This is a genomic window from Dryocola sharpae (genome assembly GCF_051307055.1).
Classification (GTDB): Bacteria; Pseudomonadota; Gammaproteobacteria; order Enterobacterales; family Enterobacteriaceae; genus Dryocola.
This window is the reverse complement of record NZ_CP149994.1, coordinates 1,264,062-1,279,909: the sequence shown is the minus strand read 5'-3', so window position 1 is coordinate 1,279,909 and position 15,848 is coordinate 1,264,062. Positions and strand designations below refer to the sequence as shown.

The following is a 15,848-nucleotide window of genomic DNA, read 5'->3' as shown; positions in this document are numbered from 1 at the left end:
TCTACTTCTTGATATGTGGATGGAAATTACAGGGGCGCTGGCGCGCATCCAGCTGCTGCACGATGATATTTTCCCAGGCGGTGCGACAGGCTTTGGTTGAGCCTGGCATGGCGAAAATCAGCGTACGGTTGGCAAGACCTGCGACCGCCCGGGACTGCAGCGTGGAGGTACCAATCTCTTCATAAGAGAGCATGCGGAACAGCTCGCCAAACCCTTCTATTTCGCGGTCAAACAGCGGCAGCAGCGCTTCCGGAACCTGATCGCCCTCGGTAAATCCCGTGCCGCCGTTAATTAATACGACCTGTATATCATCGCTTGCGATCCACTGGGAAACCTGGGCGCGGATGGCATAGCGGTTTTCTTTTACGATGGCTTTGTCTGCCACCTCGTGGCCCGCTTCAGTAGCCGACTCGCGCAGATAGTGGCCGGAGGTATCATCCTCTTCGCCCCGGCGACCGGAGACGGTCAAAATGGCAATACGTGCCGGGATAAACGCTTCGCTTACCTGACTCATACTTTTTCTCCTTATTGTTTGACGCTACCCACCAATATAGGACAGGTTCTGGGTGATGCCGGTATGACCGTCATGCAGGAAATGGGTCTGTTTCTTCTGAGCGAGGGCCGCGGAAATACGCGCTTCCAGCGCTTCACCTTGCGCATCCTCCGCCAGCAAATCACGCAGCGAAATGCCGCCGTCGCCGAACAGGCACAGGTGAAGGTTGCCGGTCGACGACACGCGCAGGCGGTTGCAGCTCGCACAGAAATCTTTTTCATACGGCATAATGAGGCCAATTTCGCCTTCGTAATCCGGATGGCAGAAGACCTGCGCCGGGCCGTCGCTACGGCCGCGAAGCTGGCGCACCCAGCCGCGCTGCAGAAGCTCGTCGCGGATGGTGGCGCCGGAGATATGGTATTTACGGAAGAGTTCGCCGCCGTCGCCGGTTTCCATCAGTTCAATAAAGCGTAGCTGGATGGGGCGCGGTTTGATCCAGGCGAGAAAGGTATCCAGCTCGTGATGGTTAACGCCGCGCATCAGCACCGTATTAACCTTCACGCGCTCAAAACCGGCGGCAAAAGCGGCGTCGATGCCTTCCATCACCTGGCGAAATTTATCCTGCCCGGTGATGGCGTGAAACTGACGGGCGTCCAGGCTATCCACGCTGACGTTCACCGCGGTTAAGCCCGCATCCCGCCACTGCCGGACATCCCTTGCAAGACGGTAGCCGTTGGTCGTCACGGCAAGCTGGCGAATCGCCGGGTTTTCGCTGATGGCGGCGATGATGTCGGAAAAGTCGCGGCGCAAAGAGGGTTCGCCGCCGGTGAGGCGCACCTTTTCGGTACCCAAAGCGGCGAAGGCGCGGGTAACACGGCGAATTTCATCGACGTTAAGGAAGCTTTTGTTCGCCACGCCGTGCGGCTTGTAGCCATCCGGCAGGCAGTAGTTGCAACGGAAGTTGCACACGTCGGTAATCGACAGGCGCAGATAGAAAAACTTGCGCGCGAACGCATCGGTCAGTTGAGGAGCCATATACACCTTTCCAAATACGGGAGATGCAGGCATTTCTTTCTGCACCCTGGCGACCCGGAGGTCACGGCCAAAGCACCCTATCTTGCGACTTAGGTCCAGAGGCTTAGTGTGTGTTTAAACGATAGTAACGCGTGACGGCATTGTTCGCCATAACAGCTTTCGTTATATAAACAAATATATAACGAACTAATCGTTCAATTTCGCCACAAAGTACGCGAAAAGCGAATTTTTACCTTGATATACATCATTAACCACGGCGCCTGCATCGTTTTTTCAGCGCTTTTACGCTACCTTAAGCCGGAAAGTTCGTCATAAGGAATAGCTATGCGCAGTCGCACGTTTGCGGATCTTGATCGGGTGGTTGCCCTCGGCGGCGGCCACGGTCTTGGCCGGGTTATGTCTTCCCTTTCCTCTTTAGGCTCCCGCCTGACGGGTATCGTCACCACCACGGACGACGGCGGGTCAACCGGGCGTATTCGACGCTCTGAAGGAGGGATAGCCTGGGGAGATATGCGTAACTGTTTAAATCAGTTAATTACCGAGCCCAGCGTCGCTTCGGCGATGTTTGAGTATCGTTTTGGCGGCAATGGCGAGCTTTCCGGACATAACCTTGGAAATCTGATGTTAAAGGCGCTGGATCACCTGAGCATCCGTCCTCTGGAGGCCATTAATCTCATTCGTAGCCTGCTAAAAGTCGACGCGCTGCTGATCCCCATGTCGGAGCAACCGGTCGATCTGATGGCGACGGATGCGGAAGGGCATTTTATCTATGGCGAGGTGAATATCGACCAGCTTGCCTCCCCGCCGCAGGAGCTGATGCTGTATCCGAAATCTCATGCCACTCGCGAAGCGGTGGAGGCCATCGCCGAAGCGGATCTTATCCTGATTGGCCCGGGAAGTTTTTACACCAGCCTGATGCCGCTTTTGCTGCTGGAAGATATGGATCAGGCGCTCAGGCGCACTCCGGCGCCGGTGGTTTATATCGGCAATCTGGGGCGTGAACTTAGCGAAGCCGCAGCAAGCCTGACGCTGAAGGAGAAGCTGGAAATCATGGAGCAACGGGTCGGGAAAAGAATTATCGATGCGGTGGTTGTGGGTCCGCACGTTGATGTGTCGAGCGTTAAGGACCGGGTGGTTATTCAGGAGCCGCTTGAGGCCAGCGATATTCCTTATCGCCACGATCGCGTCCTGCTGCGCCAGGCGCTGGAAAAAGCAATTCAGACGCTGGGTTAGCGGGGAAAAATAGCGGTGGATGGCGCTGCCGCTTATCCACCCTACGAAACCTTTTCCATGGCGTCATACGCTGGCCGCTGTGGATGGCGCTGACGCTTATCCACCCTACGAAACCTTTTCCATGCCGTCATGCGTTGACAACGGTGAATGGCGCTGACGCTTATCCACCCTACGAAACCTTTTCCATGGCGTCATGTGCTGACCGCGGTGGATGGCGCTGGCGCTTATCCACCCTACGAAACCTTTTCCATGGCGTCATACGCTGGCCGCTGTGGATGGCGCTGACGCTTATCCACCCTACGAAACCTTTTCCATGCTGTCATACGCTGACCGCGGTGGATGGCGCTGGCGCTTATCTATCCTACGAAAACTTTTTCCATGCTGTCATACGCTGGCCGCGGTGGATGGTGCTGGCGCTTATCCACCCTACGAAACCGTTTCCATGCCGTCATGCGCTGGCTGCGGTGGATGGCGCTGACGCTTATCCGACCTACGAAACCTTTTCCATGGCGTCATGCGCTGACCGCGGTGGATGGCGCTGACGCTTATCCACCCTACGAAACCTTTTCCATGCCGTCATACGCTGGCCGCTGTGGATGGCGCTGACGCTTATCCACCCTACGAAACCTTTTCCATGCCGTCATACGCTGGCCGCTGTGGATGGCGCTGATGCTTATCCACCCTACGAAACCTTTTCCATGCTGTCATACGCTGGCCGCGGTGGATGGCGCTGGCGCTTATCCACCCTACGAAACCTTTTCCCTGGCGTCATGTATTGACCGCGGTGGATGGCGCTGGCGCTTATCCACCCTACTGTAGGTCGGGTAAGCGCCAGCGCCACCCGACAAGATTACGAGGCGGCGATAAACAAATCGCGCAGCTGATGGAGCTGGTCACGAAGCTGGGCTGCTTCTTCAAACTCCAGGTTCTGCGCATGCTCCAGCATTTTCGCTTCCAGCTGATGAATTTTCTGCTGCAGCGCTTTTGGCGTCAGCAGCACTTCATCCTCTTCAACGATTTTCGCTTTCCCGCGCCCTTTAGGTTTCATTTTCGACACCGACTCGCCCAGCGCCAGAATATCGACCACTTTCTTATTCAGGCCCTGCGGCGTAATGCCGTTCTCTTCGTTATAGCGCTCCTGTTTCTCGCGGCGGCGCTCCGTTTCCCCAATCGCTTTCGCCATTGATGGGGTGATTTTGTCCCCGTACAGAATCGCTTTGCCGTTAACGTTACGCGCCGCGCGCCCGATGGTCTGGATCAGAGAACGCTCGGAACGCAGGAAGCCCTCTTTGTCGGCATCCAGAATCGCCACCAGCGAGACTTCGGGCATATCCAGCCCTTCACGCAGCAGGTTGATGCCCACCAGCACGTCGAACTCGCCAAGGCGCAGGTCACGGATGATTTCCATACGTTCAACCGTATCGATATCCGAATGCAGATAGCGCACCTTTTCGCCATGCTCTTCCAGGTATTCGGTAAGATCTTCCGCCATGCGTTTAGTCAGCGTGGTCACCAGCACGCGTTCGTTAATTTCCACGCGTTTGCGGATCTCAGAAAGCAGATCGTCGACCTGGGTAGCAACGGGACGCACTTCGATTATCGGATCCAGCAGTCCTGTAGGACGCACGACCTGATCGACGATATCGCCGCCGGATTTTTCCAGTTCGTAGTTGCCCGGCGTTGCCGAGACGTAAATAGTCTGCGGGGCCAGCGCTTCGAACTCTTCAAACTTCAGCGGGCGGTTATCCAGCGCAGAAGGCAGGCGGAAACCATACTCCACCAGCGTCTCTTTACGCGCCCGGTCGCCGCGGTACATGCCGCCAATCTGAGGAATGGTAACGTGAGATTCGTCCACCACCAGCAGCCCGTCGGCCGGAAGATAATCAAACAGCGTCGGCGGCGCCTCGCCCGGCCCGCGTCCGGAGAGGAAGCGCGAGTAGTTTTCCACGCCCGAACAGTAGCCCAGCTCGTTCATCATCTCTAAATCAAACTGCGTACGCTGCGTTAAGCGCTGCTCTTCAAGCAGCTTGTTGTTCGCCAGCAGCACCCTGCGCCTGTCTGCCAGTTCAACTTTAATCTCTTCCATCGCCTGCAGAATACGTTCACGCGGCGTGACGTAGTGCGTTTTAGGGTAGACGGTAAAACGCTGGATAGCCTGATCGACCTGGCCGGTCAGCGGATCGAACAGCGACAGGCGTTCTACCTCTTCATCGAACAGCTCTACGCGCAGCGCCATATCGTCCGATTCTGCCGGGAAGATATCAATGACTTCGCCGCGCACCCGGAAGGTGCCGCGCTGGAATGCCTGGTCGTTGCGCGCATACTGCAGTTCGGTAAGACGACGCAGAATAGAGCGCTGATCGATAATCATCCCTTTGGTGAGATGCAGCATCATTTTCAGATACAGATCGGGATCGCCCAGGCCATAAATGGCCGAAACCGACGCGACGACAATAACGTCACGGCGCTCAAGCAACGCTTTAGTCGCCGACAGACGCATCTGCTCGATGTGTTCGTTTACCGAGGAATCTTTTTCAATAAAGGTGTCGGAGCTGGGTACGTAGGCTTCGGGCTGGTAGTAGTCGTAGTAAGAAACGAAAAATTCCACCGCGTTGTCAGGAAAGAACTCTTTCATCTCGCCATAAAGCTGCGCCGCGAGCGTTTTGTTCGGCGCCAGCACCATGGTTGGACGCTGCAGGTCCGCAATTACGTTTGCTACGGTAAAGGTCTTTCCTGACCCGGTCACCCCCAGTAATGTCTGATGGGCAAGTCCGTCTTCAAGCCCCTCTTCAAGACGCCGTATGGCATCGGGCTGATCGCCGGAGGGTTTGAATGCAGAATTAAGTTTGAACGCTTTACTCATTGAGTTGCTACCTGAGGAAAAAACCAGCGGGCCGGAGGATAATTTTACTCGACACAGGAATTTTTGCCAGCTAATAATACTGGATAAAAAACCAGTTCAGCAAGCCACAAAATGGAATACAGCATAAAATTTCACCCGGCTGCGTACGCGATTTCAGCAAAGTCGAAATTAAATGCTCTCTGGCAGCGGTTATCCCCAGTTTTTTGCCCTTTAAGTTTTGTCAAGCAATGTAATAAAAATGAGACCTGGCTTGGTGACACTTTTTTGACACGGATTGATTTTATATAACCAGCTGATTTTAAAATTATTTTTTTAAAAGACCGGTTTCGCGTCAATTCGCGCGCAGGCCGCGCCCGCTCTCGCTTACCGCTAGTTTTCTAACTCTAATGCACAAGGTTATCCACAGGAATAGTGGATAAGTGCAGCCAGCCCTTTCGGGTCGCCGCCCGCAAAAATTACTTTTTTTAACCTGACCGCCGCGAAAAAAATTTTTCCGCCCTATTTTTGCTTTTTATCGCCTCATTTCACTTTGTGTAGACAGTAGTGAAGGCGCTCACAAATTCAACGTTTCTTTCTTCTTTTTTATGCGCTGTTCTGCACCAGAATCGAGAAAAGGCGAGCACTGGCAAAGTGCAGCGTAACGGCAAGCCTGCATTGCTCATGCTTTTTTCAGCCGTACAGGTGAGGCTTTTCTCAAAATTGCCCTGTTTCTGCAACCCCAGCGTGACATGGCAGGGGAATTGCAACATGCAGGAAGAAACCTGTTCCCTCTTCCCGCCGGGAAGGTAAATGCCGCGGTGAAATGAGTTTATCTTTAATCCTGTCGTGAGGAGATGATGCATGTTGAGCTTACGCGCCGTGAATCAGTTTTATGGCGAGAACCATGTTTTATGGAACCTCGACCTGGAACTGATAAAAGGAGAATGCACCTGCGTGCTGGGAGCGGTAGGCATGGGAAAAACCACGTTGATAAACTGCATTACCGGCTATCTGCCCGTGCAGAGCGGCAGCATGATATGGAACGAAGCTGGCCGCCCGCCGCAGGATTTGCTCGCAAGGCCCGTGGAGGATCGCGCTGCGCTGGGCATAAGCTATGTGACGCAGGAACGGCGCATTTTTTCTCAGCTCTGCGTCGAAGAAAACTTGCAGATTGCGCGGCTGGCCGGAAACGAGCGTGCACGGGCTATTCCTTCTATGGTGTATGACCTGTTCCCTGCGCTTTACGCGCTGCGTCACGCGCGCGGCAGCGAACTGACAGGCGACATTCAGCAGCAGCTGGTGCTTGCCAGAGCGCTGGTAAGCGAACCAAAACTGCTGATTCTGGATGAACCCGCGTGGGCAAGCGGACAAGGTTTTATCCATGATATGGGAAATATTATTCACCGCCTGAAACGGGATTTTGGCCTCACGATTTTGCTGGTCGAACAGCGTTTATCCTTTATCCGCCGCGTAGCGGACCGCTTTTGCCTTTTGCACCGTGGACGCAACGTTGCGCAGGGAAAAGTCGCACTGCTTGACGATAAGCTCGTTGCGGGCTGGATGACGCCATAATTTTGACGGCGGACGGTGACGGCCAGCTTTTGCGATCGTTACGCTGCTAGAGTTGCCCGATCAGCTTTTGCAGGTTGCTGTCTAACGCCGCCAGCTCGCGCTGTAAATTACACTGCCTTGTTACCGCAGAGAGCTCCAGCAGCGGCAAAGGGACTTTGCTTACGCCCGTCTCGCGAAGCCAGCGCAGCACCGATTCAAGGTGCCAGATGGCCGTTTTACCGTCGTGCACCGGCGCGGGAAAACACTGGCGGCTCACCATCACTTTGCGCATATACTGCCGGGAAAAGCCCATTAATTCGGCTATATCCGTTAACCCAACCAAATCTGGCGCGGCTTCCACCAGGCCTGCGCCGGGGATAGTTCGTTTCACATCCTGAATAGCGGAAACCACCGCTTGCCGCGCGGTTCGCGCTTCACGGATAAAGTTCAGCGCAATCCTGCCCGTTACGCCCACGCCGATCAGCGCGTCGTCGCAGCCGTTTTCACCCAGCGCCTGAACCCAAAGCTCCGGCTCCTGGTGGCTTTGCGGTAGGGTGAATATCAATGTGAAGCTAAATTCCGACATACCCTGCTCCCTTTAATGCCTTGTCGGCCTGACTGTGTTTTGACAGCAGCCATCAACCACGCGTCTAATCTGCCTTGCGTGATGCCATGCGTTGCGTGGCGTACTCCAGATACAGCTAATACAAAATTCGCCGCATCGGCAGGTTTTGTCATTCCAGGGGCAGTACATTTTCCCCCAACAGTGGGAACCGCCGGCTTTTACCTGCCAGCCCTGGCGCTCCGCATAGCTCAGCGCGGCCTCAATATCCTTATTCGGATGTACCCGACGCATCATAAATCCTCCTGATTACTATCCCACGCAGGTTGTCATATGACAACAAAAATTGTAGATAATTTATCCGGTATTGATGAGCTGCGACAGCGTTTGTTTTAGCGAGTGAATGTTTTCTGGAAAGCGCCCGAAATAAATTTCAGGCGTTGCAGTTATGCAGAGAAATAATGCGAATTAAGCCGCAAGATGGGATAAATCGAGATAGCAGCCGAGCGCGGTTTTTTCATCAAGTTCCGGCAGCCAGGGAATTTCACCGAGCATGGGCGCGGGCAGCACTTTGCTGAGCGTTGCAATATATTCAGCGTGTCGTTTGCCGGTGGGCACAACGTCGTTTGCAATCCAGCCTGCCAGCGGAAGCCCGGCACTTTTTAGCGCATGCGCCGTTAACATCGCATGGTTAATACAGCCCAGCCTGACGCCCACCACGAGAATAACCGGCAGTTTTTCTGTTAGCACCCAGTCGGCAAAAGTGGTTGATTCCGAAAGCGGCGTAAACCACCCGCCGGCCCCTTCTACCTGCACCCAGTTTCCGCGTTGCGACAGCGCTTCCAGCCCCGCAGAGAGCGTTGAAAACTCAATGGGACGACCTTCCTCTGCGCTGATAATGTGCGGAGACGTCGGTTCCAGAAAAGCCAGCGGGTTAACCTGTTCATAGCTAAGCGACACGCTGCTGTTGCGCTGAAGCGCAAGCGCATCGCCGTTACGGATACCCTGCGGCGTCATTTCGCTGCCGGAGGCGACCGGCTTGTAGCCAACGGTCTGGAATCCCGCCTGCGCCGCGGCCTGCAGCAAGGCACAACTGGCGACAGTTTTTCCCACTTCGGTATCGGTTCCGGTAACAAACCATTTTTTAATCACGTTCAATCACTCCAGAAACAAGTTGCCAGGTGAGCGGAAACTCTCCGTCACGCTGCGGCCAGGCAAGGCTAAGGCGTTGCAGTTGCTGGCGCGTCATCAGCGAGCTTTTTCGGCCTTCGTGAAGATGCGTCGCGCCAACGCCTTTAAGCGTGTGCATGGCGCTCATCACATCCGGAAAACCTTGAGTCACCTGCCCGGCATCAAGCGATACGCGCCAGCCTGCGCAGGCGGTCTCAACTTCAGCAAAGGATAAGAATTCATTGGCATGCGCCCTTGCATCCACGGCCTGCCAGGCGGCATGCAGCTCCGGAAGCGAGCCGGCGGCTATTGTCGTAAACGCAATGCATCCTCCTGGACGAGTCACGCGGTAGAGCTCGCTTAGCCCTTTGCGCAAATCGCTGCACCACTGCATGGCCAGATTGCTCCAGGCCAGATCCACCCGCTCATTTGCCAGCGGCAGCGCCTCAATATCGCCCTCAAGGTAGCTGTTTGCCGCCCTCCGCTCACGGGCGTGGCTCAGCATTTTTGCCGAAAGGTCGAGTGCCGTGACGTCGCTGCCCTGCGCTTTCCAGTACTGGCTGAACCAGCCCGTGCCGCATCCGGCATCCAGCACCTGCCCAAAGTTGCGCCCGGCGAGGCGGCTTATCATCTGCTTTCCGCTGATTCGCTGAAGTTCAGCAAAGTTGTCATAGGTCGTCGCCGCGCGTCCGAAAGCCTGCGCCACCGCCAGTTTATTAACGGGTTTCGTCATACAGGGCCTCCAGCAGCGCCTCGATAACTTCGCGGGTATGTTCGGCGGTAAGCGTTACGCGCAAACGCGCGCTGCCCGCCGGAACAGTAGGTGGGCGAATGGCCGTGAGCCAGAACCCGCGTTCGCGCAAACGAGCAGCCAGGCCGAGCGTGCGCGCATTCTCACCAACAATCAGCGGTTGAATAGCAGTTTGCGAGTTGATTAATCCGAGCGGGAGCTGCGCCGCTCCATGCCGAAAAACAGCAATATTGTCGCGCAGGCGTGAGCGCCTCTCATCGTCCTTTCGCACCACATCTAAAGCTGCGGACAACGCGTAGGCTTGGGCTGGCGGCATCGCAGTGCTGTAGATCAGATGGCGGGCAAACTGCAGCAAATAATCCGCCACATCTTCACCGCACAATATCGCCGCGCCGCTCACGCCAAAAGCTTTGCCGAAGGTGATAACCAGCAAATCCGGCTTCACCTGCTGCCGGTAACAGCTTCCTCTCCCTTCTTCGCCAAGCACACCGATGCCATGCGCATCGTCGACCATCAGCCAGCCTTCCTGCCGACGCGTGGCAGCCGCGATCGCGCCAAGCGGCGCTTCATCGCCGTCCATGCTGAACACGCCCTCGGTGATGACTAATTGCTGGCCTTCGCATGAAGCGCCCAGCAAATGCTCAAGCGCCTGAACATCGTTATGCGCGAAACGCCGCAGTTGCGCAGGGCTCAGCATCGCCGCTTCAAGCAGGGAGGCGTGGCTGAGTTTGTCCGCCAGAATGCGATCCTGCTTTTGCGCCAGCGCGGTAATCACGGCCTGATTGGCCGCAAAACCGGAGATAAACAGCAGCGCGCGCGGATAGCCCAGCCACTGCGCAAGCTCATTTTCAAGCTGATGATGGGCGGTGCTGTAGCCAGTGACGTGTCCCGAGCCGCCGCTGCCGACGCCATAGCGTTCCGCGCCCTGCTGCCAGGCCCGCACGATCTGCGGATGCTGGCTTAGCCCCAGATAATCATTGCTGGAAAAGTTCAGATGCCGCTTTGCGTGAGCAACCAGATAGCGTCCGCTTCCTGATTCGTTGACCTGACGAGTGCGAAAGCTATCGCTGGCGCGCCTTTGCGCAAGCTGCTGCTCGATGCGCTGCTGCCAGCTCATACCGCCGCCGCGTTGTAATACTTGTCCGTATCCGCCGTTAACAGCCGGGAAGCAAGCTGTTGCTGCTGCTCGTTGTCTCCCGCGTCGGTGATGGTTTGCTGCGGATTCAGGCCCAGCTTGCGGAATAACTGCAAATCTTTATCTTCTTCAGGATTTGGCGTGGTAAGGAGTTTGCAGCCGTAGAAAATGGAGTTCGCGCCGGCCATAAAGCACATGGCCTGAGTCTGCTCGCTCATCTGCTCGCGGCCCGCAGAGAGGCGCACAAACGAGGTTGGCATCATAATGCGCGCAACGGCGATAGTGCGGATAAAATCAAACGCGTCCACGTCGTCGTTATCCGCAAGCGGCGTGCCTTTCACCTTCACCAGCATATTGATCGGCACGCTTTCTGGCGGCGTTGGCAGATTAGCCAGCTGGAGCAGTAATCCCGCGCGGTCTGTAACGGTTTCCCCCAGCCCGACAATGCCGCCGGAGCAAACCTTGATGCCCGCATCGCGCACTTTATCAAGCGTATCCAGACGCTCCTGGTAGGTACGGGTGGTGATGATGTTGCCGTAAAACTCCGGGGAGGTATCAAGATTGTGGTTGTAATAATCCAGCCCGGCCGCCGCCAGGCGCTGCGCCTGCGCGTCGGTTAGCGTGCCGAGCGTCATGCAGGTTTCCAGCCCCATTTCCCGTACGCCCTGCACCATTTGTTCAAGATAAGGCATATCGCGATCGTTCGGGTTTTTCCAGGCCGCGCCCATGCAGAAACGCGTTGAGCCAGCGTTACGCGCCTGGCGGGCGGAGTCCAGCACCTGCTCAACCTCCATCAGCCGCTCGGATTCCAGCCCCGTTTTATAGCGCGCGCTTTGTGGGCAATATTTACAGTCTTCCGGGCATGCGCCCGTTTTAATCGACAGCAGCGTGCTGACCTGCACGTGTCGGGGATCGAAATGCTGGCGGTGTACCTGCTGCGCTTCAAACAGCAGTTCGAGGAAAGGTTTTTCAAATAAAGCAGTGACCTGCGACATTGTCCAGCGTGCGTGGTGAGCCATGGGGCGTCTCCAGAAGGGGTGTTGTTAACCGTTGATTGACGTTATACTCGTAAACCTAAATGTTTTTAAAATGGTTTACAAGTCACCTTATGACGCCTGCTGATTTAACATTCGATCGACGCCATATCTGGCATCCCTACACCTCCATGACCCAGCCGCTGCCGGCTTATCCGATCGTTTCGGCAGCAGGCTGCGAGCTGAAGCTTGCTGACGGCAGGCCGCTGGTTGACGGTATGTCTTCGTGGTGGGCAGCCATTCACGGCTACAGCCACCCGCGCCTGAACGAGGCGATGAAAAGCCAGATCGATCAGATGTCGCACGTGATGTTTGGCGGCATTACCCATCCCGCAGCGGTGGCGCTTTGCCGCAGGCTGGTGGCAATGACGCCCGAGCCGCTCGAATGCGTTTTCCTGGCCGATTCGGGTTCCGTCGCGGTAGAGGTCGCGATGAAAATGGCGCTGCAGTACTGGCACGCGAAGGGGGAGCCGCGCCAGCGCTTTCTGACTTTCCGCCACGGCTACCACGGCGATACGTTCGGTGCGATGTCGGTGTGCGATCCGGATAACTCCATGCACAGCCTCTGGCAGGGCTATCTTCCGGAGCACCTGTTCGCGCCTGCTCCGCAATGCGGTTTCGATGACGAATGGGACGAGATGGATATCGTGCCGTTTGCGCGCTTAATGGCCGCCCATCGTCAGGAAATTGCTGCGGTGATTCTGGAGCCTGTCGTGCAGGGCGCAGGCGGGATGCGTTTTTATCATCCGGAATGGCTGCGTCGTATTCGCCGCATGTGCGATCGCGAAGGGATTTTGCTTATCGCCGATGAAATTGCTACCGGCTTTGGCCGTACCGGCAAGCTATTCGCCTGTGACCACGCGGGCATTGCGCCCGATATTATGTGCCTGGGGAAAGCGCTGACCGGAGGAACCATGACCCTTTCAGCCACGCTGGCAACCCGTAACGTGGCTGAGACAATCAGCGATGGCGAGGCGGGCTGTTTTATGCACGGCCCGACGTTTATGGGCAATCCGCTGGCCTGCGCGGTAGCCTGCGAAAGCCTTGCCCTGCTGGAAGAAGGCGGCTGGCAGCAGCAGGTTAAAGCTATCGAACAGCAGTTACTGACGGGACTTGGGCCGCTGAAGGACTGTGAGCAGGTGGCGGACGTGCGCGTGCTTGGCGCGATTGGCGTCGTGGAAACGCATTATCCGGTAGATATGGCTGCGCTTCAGGCTTTCTTTGTGGAGCAAGGCGTCTGGGTGCGGCCCTTTGGCCGTCTGATTTACCTGATGCCGCCGTATATTATCAGCCGCGACCAGCTGGCAAAACTTATCGCCGCGGTGACAAAAGCCGTCGCCAACCCGGCCTTCTTCAGGCGCTGACCGCCAGCAGCCCGTGCAAGGATGCACTACACTTCGAAGATCTTTTCATATGCCCAACAGGGAGAAGCAAATGAAAATCCTCATGGTGCTCACTTCGCACAGCCAGCTCGGCAATACGGGCAAAACCACAGGCTTCTGGCTTGAAGAGTTTGCCGCGCCTTACTATGTTTTCCACGATGCGGGGCTTGAGGTTACGCTCGCGTCCCCCAAAGGCGGCCAGCCGCCGCTTGATCCCAAAAGCGACGAGCCGGACGCTCAGACTGACGCAACCCGCCGTTTCCGCAGCGATGCGGAAGCGCAAAAACGTCTCGCCAGTACCCACAGGCTGGATTCCGTAAACGCCGAAGATTTTGATGCCGTGTTCTATCCAGGCGGCCACGGCCCGCTGTGGGATCTGGCTCAGGATCCGCACTCCATTAAACTGATTGAACAGTTCTGGGCGACCGGTAAACCCGTTGGCGCGGTATGTCATGCGCCGGGCGCGCTGCGCCAGGTGAAAACGCCGGAAGGTACGGCGCTGGTGAAAGGCAAACGCGTCACCGGTTTTACCAATAGCGAAGAAGAAGGCGTTGGCTTAACGACCATAGTGCCGTTTCTGGTCGAAGATGAGCTGAAAAAAGCGGGCGGCCTGTTCGAGCGTACCGATGACTGGGGCGAATATGCTGTCACCGACGGGCACCTGGTGACCGGGCAAAACCCCGCCTCTTCCACCATCGCCGCTGAAGAGCTGCTGAAACTACTCGATCTCTAATCAAAGGAGCGGCTATGAAGCTGATTAGCAATGATATTAAAGAGGGCGAAAAGCTGCCGTCCCGCCATGTCTTTAACGGCATGGGGTACGAAGGCGACAACATTTCCCCGCATCTTGCATGGGATGACGTACCCGCAGGGACGAAGAGTTTTGTGGTGACCTGCTACGATCCGGACGCGCCAACCGGTTCGGGCTGGTGGCACTGGGTGGTGGCGAACCTGCCCGCCGATACCCGCGTCTTACCGCAGGGTTCCGGCTCTGATTTAGCAGAGTTGCCTGAACCCGCCGTTCAGACGCGCACAGACTTCGGCAAGGCTGGTTACGGCGGCGCGGCGCCTCCGAAAGGCGAAACGCATCGCTATATTTTCACCGTTCACGCGCTGGACGTGGAAAAACTGGACGTTGATGAGCACGCATCCGGGGCCGTGGTCGGCTTTAATGTCCACTTTCACTCGTTAGGAAGCGCCTCTGTTACCGCTTTGTTCAGCTAATCCCACCTTTTATCAAGCCGATTGTGCAAATCGGCTTCCCGTTTCGCTCAACTTAGTATAAAAATGCAGGCCTTGAGGACACCCCCTTTTCAACCGCACAGCAAGGAGCAACCCTTGAATACATTATCGGTTATTCGTCGGGCCGCAGCGCTCGCTTTTGCCGTTGCCTTGAGCGCCTGTAGCTCAACGCCGCCAGAAGACCGTCCATCCACGCAGGTGGCGCCGGGAACCCAGTCTCGTCCGATTTTATCGGCGGATGAAGCGCAGAACTTTGTTCAGGCGCGCTACTTCTCTTCCATGAATAAAGATGAAGCTTCATGGACGCCGTCGTCTATCCGCATTCCCCAGCAGCCAGATTTCGTGGTTGGCGCTGCGGGCGGCGAGGGCGTGACGCACACCTCCATTCAGGCAGCGGTTGACGCGGCGATTGCAAAACACAGCAGCGCACGTCAGTACATCGCTATTCAGCCGGGCGAATATCCGGGCACCGTTTATATTCCGGCCTCTTCCGGCAGCGTAACGCTGTACGGCACAACGGATAAAGCCGCAGATGTGAAAATCACTATGCCGCTGGATTCAGAAATCGATGTCGCCACCTGGCGCCGCACGGTGAATCCTTCCGGTAAATATATGCCGGGCAAACCGGCCTGGTATATGTTCGATAGCTGCCAGAACCGCCGTTCGGCAACCGTCGGCATTATGTGTTCCGCCGTCGTATGGTCACAGAACAGCGGGCTGCAACTGCAAAACCTGACCATCGCCAATACCCTGGGCGACGGCGTCGACGCCGGCAATCACCAGGCCGTGGCGCTGCGTACCGACGGCGATAAAGTCCAGCTGAACAACGTTCATCTGCTGGGCCGTCAGAATACCTTCTTCGTGACCAACAGCGATGTGCAGAACCGTCTGTTAGATAACCGCCAGCCGCGTACGCTGGTGACCAACAGCTACATCGAAGGCGATGTGGACGTGGTTTCTGGTCGCGGTGCGGTGGTATTCGATAACACAGATTTCCGTCTGGTTAACAGCCGCACGCAGGAAGGCTATGTTTTCGCGCCGGCGACGCTGCCAAACGTATTCTACGGTTTCCTCGCCGTTAATAGCCGCTTTACCGCCGCTGGCGATAACGTCGCGCAGCTGGGTCGCGCCTGGGATGTTGAAGCCTCTGAAAACGGTTATGCCGCCGGTCAGACTTCTAACGGCCAGGTGGTTATTCGCGATAGCGTGATTAACGAAGGCTTTAATACCGCCAAACCATGGGGCGATGCAGCCGGGTCTAAACGTCCGTTTACGGGCAATACCGGTGCAAAAGATGAGAAAGATAACATTCAGCGCGATCTGAATGATGTTAACGCTAACCGCCTGTGGGAATTCAACAACCGCGGCGTTGGCAGCCCCGTTGCCGGCGAATAAAACTCATATGCTTTAAACAAAAA

At 56.3% G+C, this 15,848-nt stretch carries 14 protein-coding genes and 1 riboswitch; of the genes, 6 read left to right on the top strand and 8 right to left on the bottom strand.

Going from position 1 to position 15,848, the window contains the following annotated elements; all coding sequences use genetic code 11:
• Position 1: 1 nt before the first annotated feature.
• Together moaB and moaA are read right to left on the bottom strand one after the other, a co-directional pair.
• On the bottom strand, positions 2–514 hold the full coding sequence (gene moaB / locus WLO31_RS06085) for a molybdenum cofactor biosynthesis protein B (RefSeq protein ID WP_435929599.1): 513 nt from the start codon (positions 512–514) through the stop codon (positions 2–4).
• A gap of 24 nt (positions 515–538) precedes the next feature.
• Positions 539–1,528 carry a GTP 3',8-cyclase MoaA gene (moaA, locus tag WLO31_RS06080; protein WP_435929598.1) on the bottom strand — a complete coding sequence of 330 codons (990 nt, stop codon included), beginning with the start codon at positions 1,526–1,528 and terminating at the stop codon, positions 539–541.
• Positions 1,516–1,649: riboswitch (molybdenum cofactor riboswitch) on the bottom strand. It overlaps the preceding gene by 13 nt.
• Positions 1,650–1,852: 203 nt before the next feature.
• Between moaA and yvcK the strand changes: the two genes are divergently transcribed.
• On the top strand, positions 1,853–2,761 hold the full coding sequence (gene yvcK / locus WLO31_RS06075) for a uridine diphosphate-N-acetylglucosamine-binding protein YvcK (protein ID WP_435929597.1): 909 nt from the start codon (positions 1,853–1,855) through the stop codon (positions 2,759–2,761).
• Positions 2,762–3,611: 850 nt separating this feature from the next.
• On the opposite strand, the gene uvrB is transcribed toward yvcK, so the two are convergent.
• Positions 3,612–5,624 carry an excinuclease ABC subunit UvrB gene (uvrB, locus tag WLO31_RS06070; protein WP_435929596.1) on the bottom strand — a complete coding sequence of 671 codons (2,013 nt, stop codon included), beginning with the start codon at positions 5,622–5,624 and terminating at the stop codon, positions 3,612–3,614.
• 840 nt (positions 5,625–6,464) lie between these two features.
• Here uvrB and WLO31_RS06065 point away from each other — a divergent pair.
• Positions 6,465–7,175, top strand: a complete 711-nt coding sequence (locus tag WLO31_RS06065; RefSeq protein WP_435929595.1) for an ABC transporter ATP-binding protein — start codon at positions 6,465–6,467, stop codon at positions 7,173–7,175.
• A 46-nt stretch (positions 7,176–7,221) separates the two neighbouring features.
• Here WLO31_RS06065 and WLO31_RS06060 read toward each other — a convergent pair whose 3' ends face one another.
• From WLO31_RS06060 to bioB, 5 genes are all read right to left on the bottom strand, one after another.
• A complete protein-coding gene (locus tag WLO31_RS06060) occupies positions 7,222–7,740 on the bottom strand; it encodes a DNA-binding protein (RefSeq protein ID WP_435929594.1) in 519 nt (172 codons plus the stop codon).
• A 444-nt stretch (positions 7,741–8,184) separates the two neighbouring features.
• Positions 8,185–8,868, bottom strand: a complete 684-nt coding sequence (bioD, locus tag WLO31_RS06055; protein ID WP_435929593.1) for a dethiobiotin synthase — start codon at positions 8,866–8,868, stop codon at positions 8,185–8,187.
• Positions 8,861–9,619, bottom strand: coding sequence for a malonyl-ACP O-methyltransferase BioC (gene bioC, locus WLO31_RS06050; protein ID WP_435929592.1), 759 nt, complete (start codon positions 9,617–9,619; stop codon positions 8,861–8,863). Before bioC ends, bioD begins: the two co-directional genes overlap by 8 nt.
• Positions 9,603–10,754: an 8-amino-7-oxononanoate synthase gene (gene bioF / locus WLO31_RS06045; RefSeq protein ID WP_435929591.1), complete on the bottom strand. Its 1,152-nt coding sequence runs from the start codon at positions 10,752–10,754 to the stop codon at positions 9,603–9,605. Before bioF ends, bioC begins: the two co-directional genes overlap by 17 nt.
• Positions 10,751–11,791 carry a biotin synthase BioB gene (gene bioB / locus WLO31_RS06040; protein WP_435929590.1) on the bottom strand — a complete coding sequence of 347 codons (1,041 nt, stop codon included), beginning with the start codon at positions 11,789–11,791 and terminating at the stop codon, positions 10,751–10,753. Before bioB ends, bioF begins: the two co-directional genes overlap by 4 nt.
• An 89-nt stretch (positions 11,792–11,880) precedes the next feature.
• Here bioB and bioA point away from each other — a divergent pair, with 89 nt between their 5' ends.
• From bioA to WLO31_RS06020, 4 genes are all read left to right on the top strand, one after another.
• Positions 11,881–13,170 carry an adenosylmethionine--8-amino-7-oxononanoate transaminase gene (gene bioA, locus WLO31_RS06035; protein WP_435929589.1) on the top strand — a complete coding sequence of 430 codons (1,290 nt, stop codon included), beginning with the start codon at positions 11,881–11,883 and terminating at the stop codon, positions 13,168–13,170.
• 70 nt (positions 13,171–13,240) lie between these two features.
• A complete protein-coding gene (locus tag WLO31_RS06030) occupies positions 13,241–13,921 on the top strand; it encodes a type 1 glutamine amidotransferase domain-containing protein (RefSeq protein WP_435929588.1) in 681 nt (226 codons plus the stop codon).
• A gap of 14 nt (positions 13,922–13,935) precedes the next feature.
• Positions 13,936–14,412, top strand: coding sequence for a kinase inhibitor (locus WLO31_RS06025; RefSeq protein ID WP_435929587.1), 477 nt, complete (start codon positions 13,936–13,938; stop codon positions 14,410–14,412).
• Positions 14,413–14,526: 114 nt separating this feature from the next.
• Positions 14,527–15,825 (top strand): putative acyl-CoA thioester hydrolase, encoded by a 1,299-nt coding sequence (locus WLO31_RS06020; RefSeq protein ID WP_435929586.1) that lies wholly within the window; start codon positions 14,527–14,529, stop codon positions 15,823–15,825.
• Positions 15,826–15,848 lie beyond the last annotated feature (23 nt).

What these genes read in the sequence shown, in the direction of transcription:
- moaB (WP_435929599.1), bottom strand. Translation starts at nt 514, where the DNA reads ATGAGTCAGGTAAGCGAAGCGTTTATCCCGGCACGTATTGCCATTTTG.
- moaA (WP_435929598.1), bottom strand. Translation starts at nt 1,528, where the DNA reads ATGGCTCCTCAACTGACCGATGCGTTCGCGCGCAAGTTTTTCTATCTG.
- yvcK (WP_435929597.1), top strand. Translation starts at nt 1,853, where the DNA reads ATGCGCAGTCGCACGTTTGCGGATCTTGATCGGGTGGTTGCCCTCGGC.
- uvrB (WP_435929596.1), bottom strand. Translation starts at nt 5,624, where the DNA reads ATGAGTAAAGCGTTCAAACTTAATTCTGCATTCAAACCCTCCGGCGAT.
- WLO31_RS06065 (WP_435929595.1), top strand. Translation starts at nt 6,465, where the DNA reads ATGTTGAGCTTACGCGCCGTGAATCAGTTTTATGGCGAGAACCATGTT.
- WLO31_RS06060 (WP_435929594.1), bottom strand. Translation starts at nt 7,740, where the DNA reads ATGTCGGAATTTAGCTTCACATTGATATTCACCCTACCGCAAAGCCAC.
- bioC (WP_435929592.1), bottom strand. Translation starts at nt 9,619, where the DNA reads ATGACGAAACCCGTTAATAAACTGGCGGTGGCGCAGGCTTTCGGACGC.
- bioF (WP_435929591.1), bottom strand. Translation starts at nt 10,754, where the DNA reads ATGAGCTGGCAGCAGCGCATCGAGCAGCAGCTTGCGCAAAGGCGCGCC.
- bioB (WP_435929590.1), bottom strand. Translation starts at nt 11,791, where the DNA reads ATGGCTCACCACGCACGCTGGACAATGTCGCAGGTCACTGCTTTATTT.
- bioA (WP_435929589.1), top strand. Translation starts at nt 11,881, where the DNA reads ATGACGCCTGCTGATTTAACATTCGATCGACGCCATATCTGGCATCCC.
- WLO31_RS06030 (WP_435929588.1), top strand. Translation starts at nt 13,241, where the DNA reads ATGAAAATCCTCATGGTGCTCACTTCGCACAGCCAGCTCGGCAATACG.
- WLO31_RS06025 (WP_435929587.1), top strand. Translation starts at nt 13,936, where the DNA reads ATGAAGCTGATTAGCAATGATATTAAAGAGGGCGAAAAGCTGCCGTCC.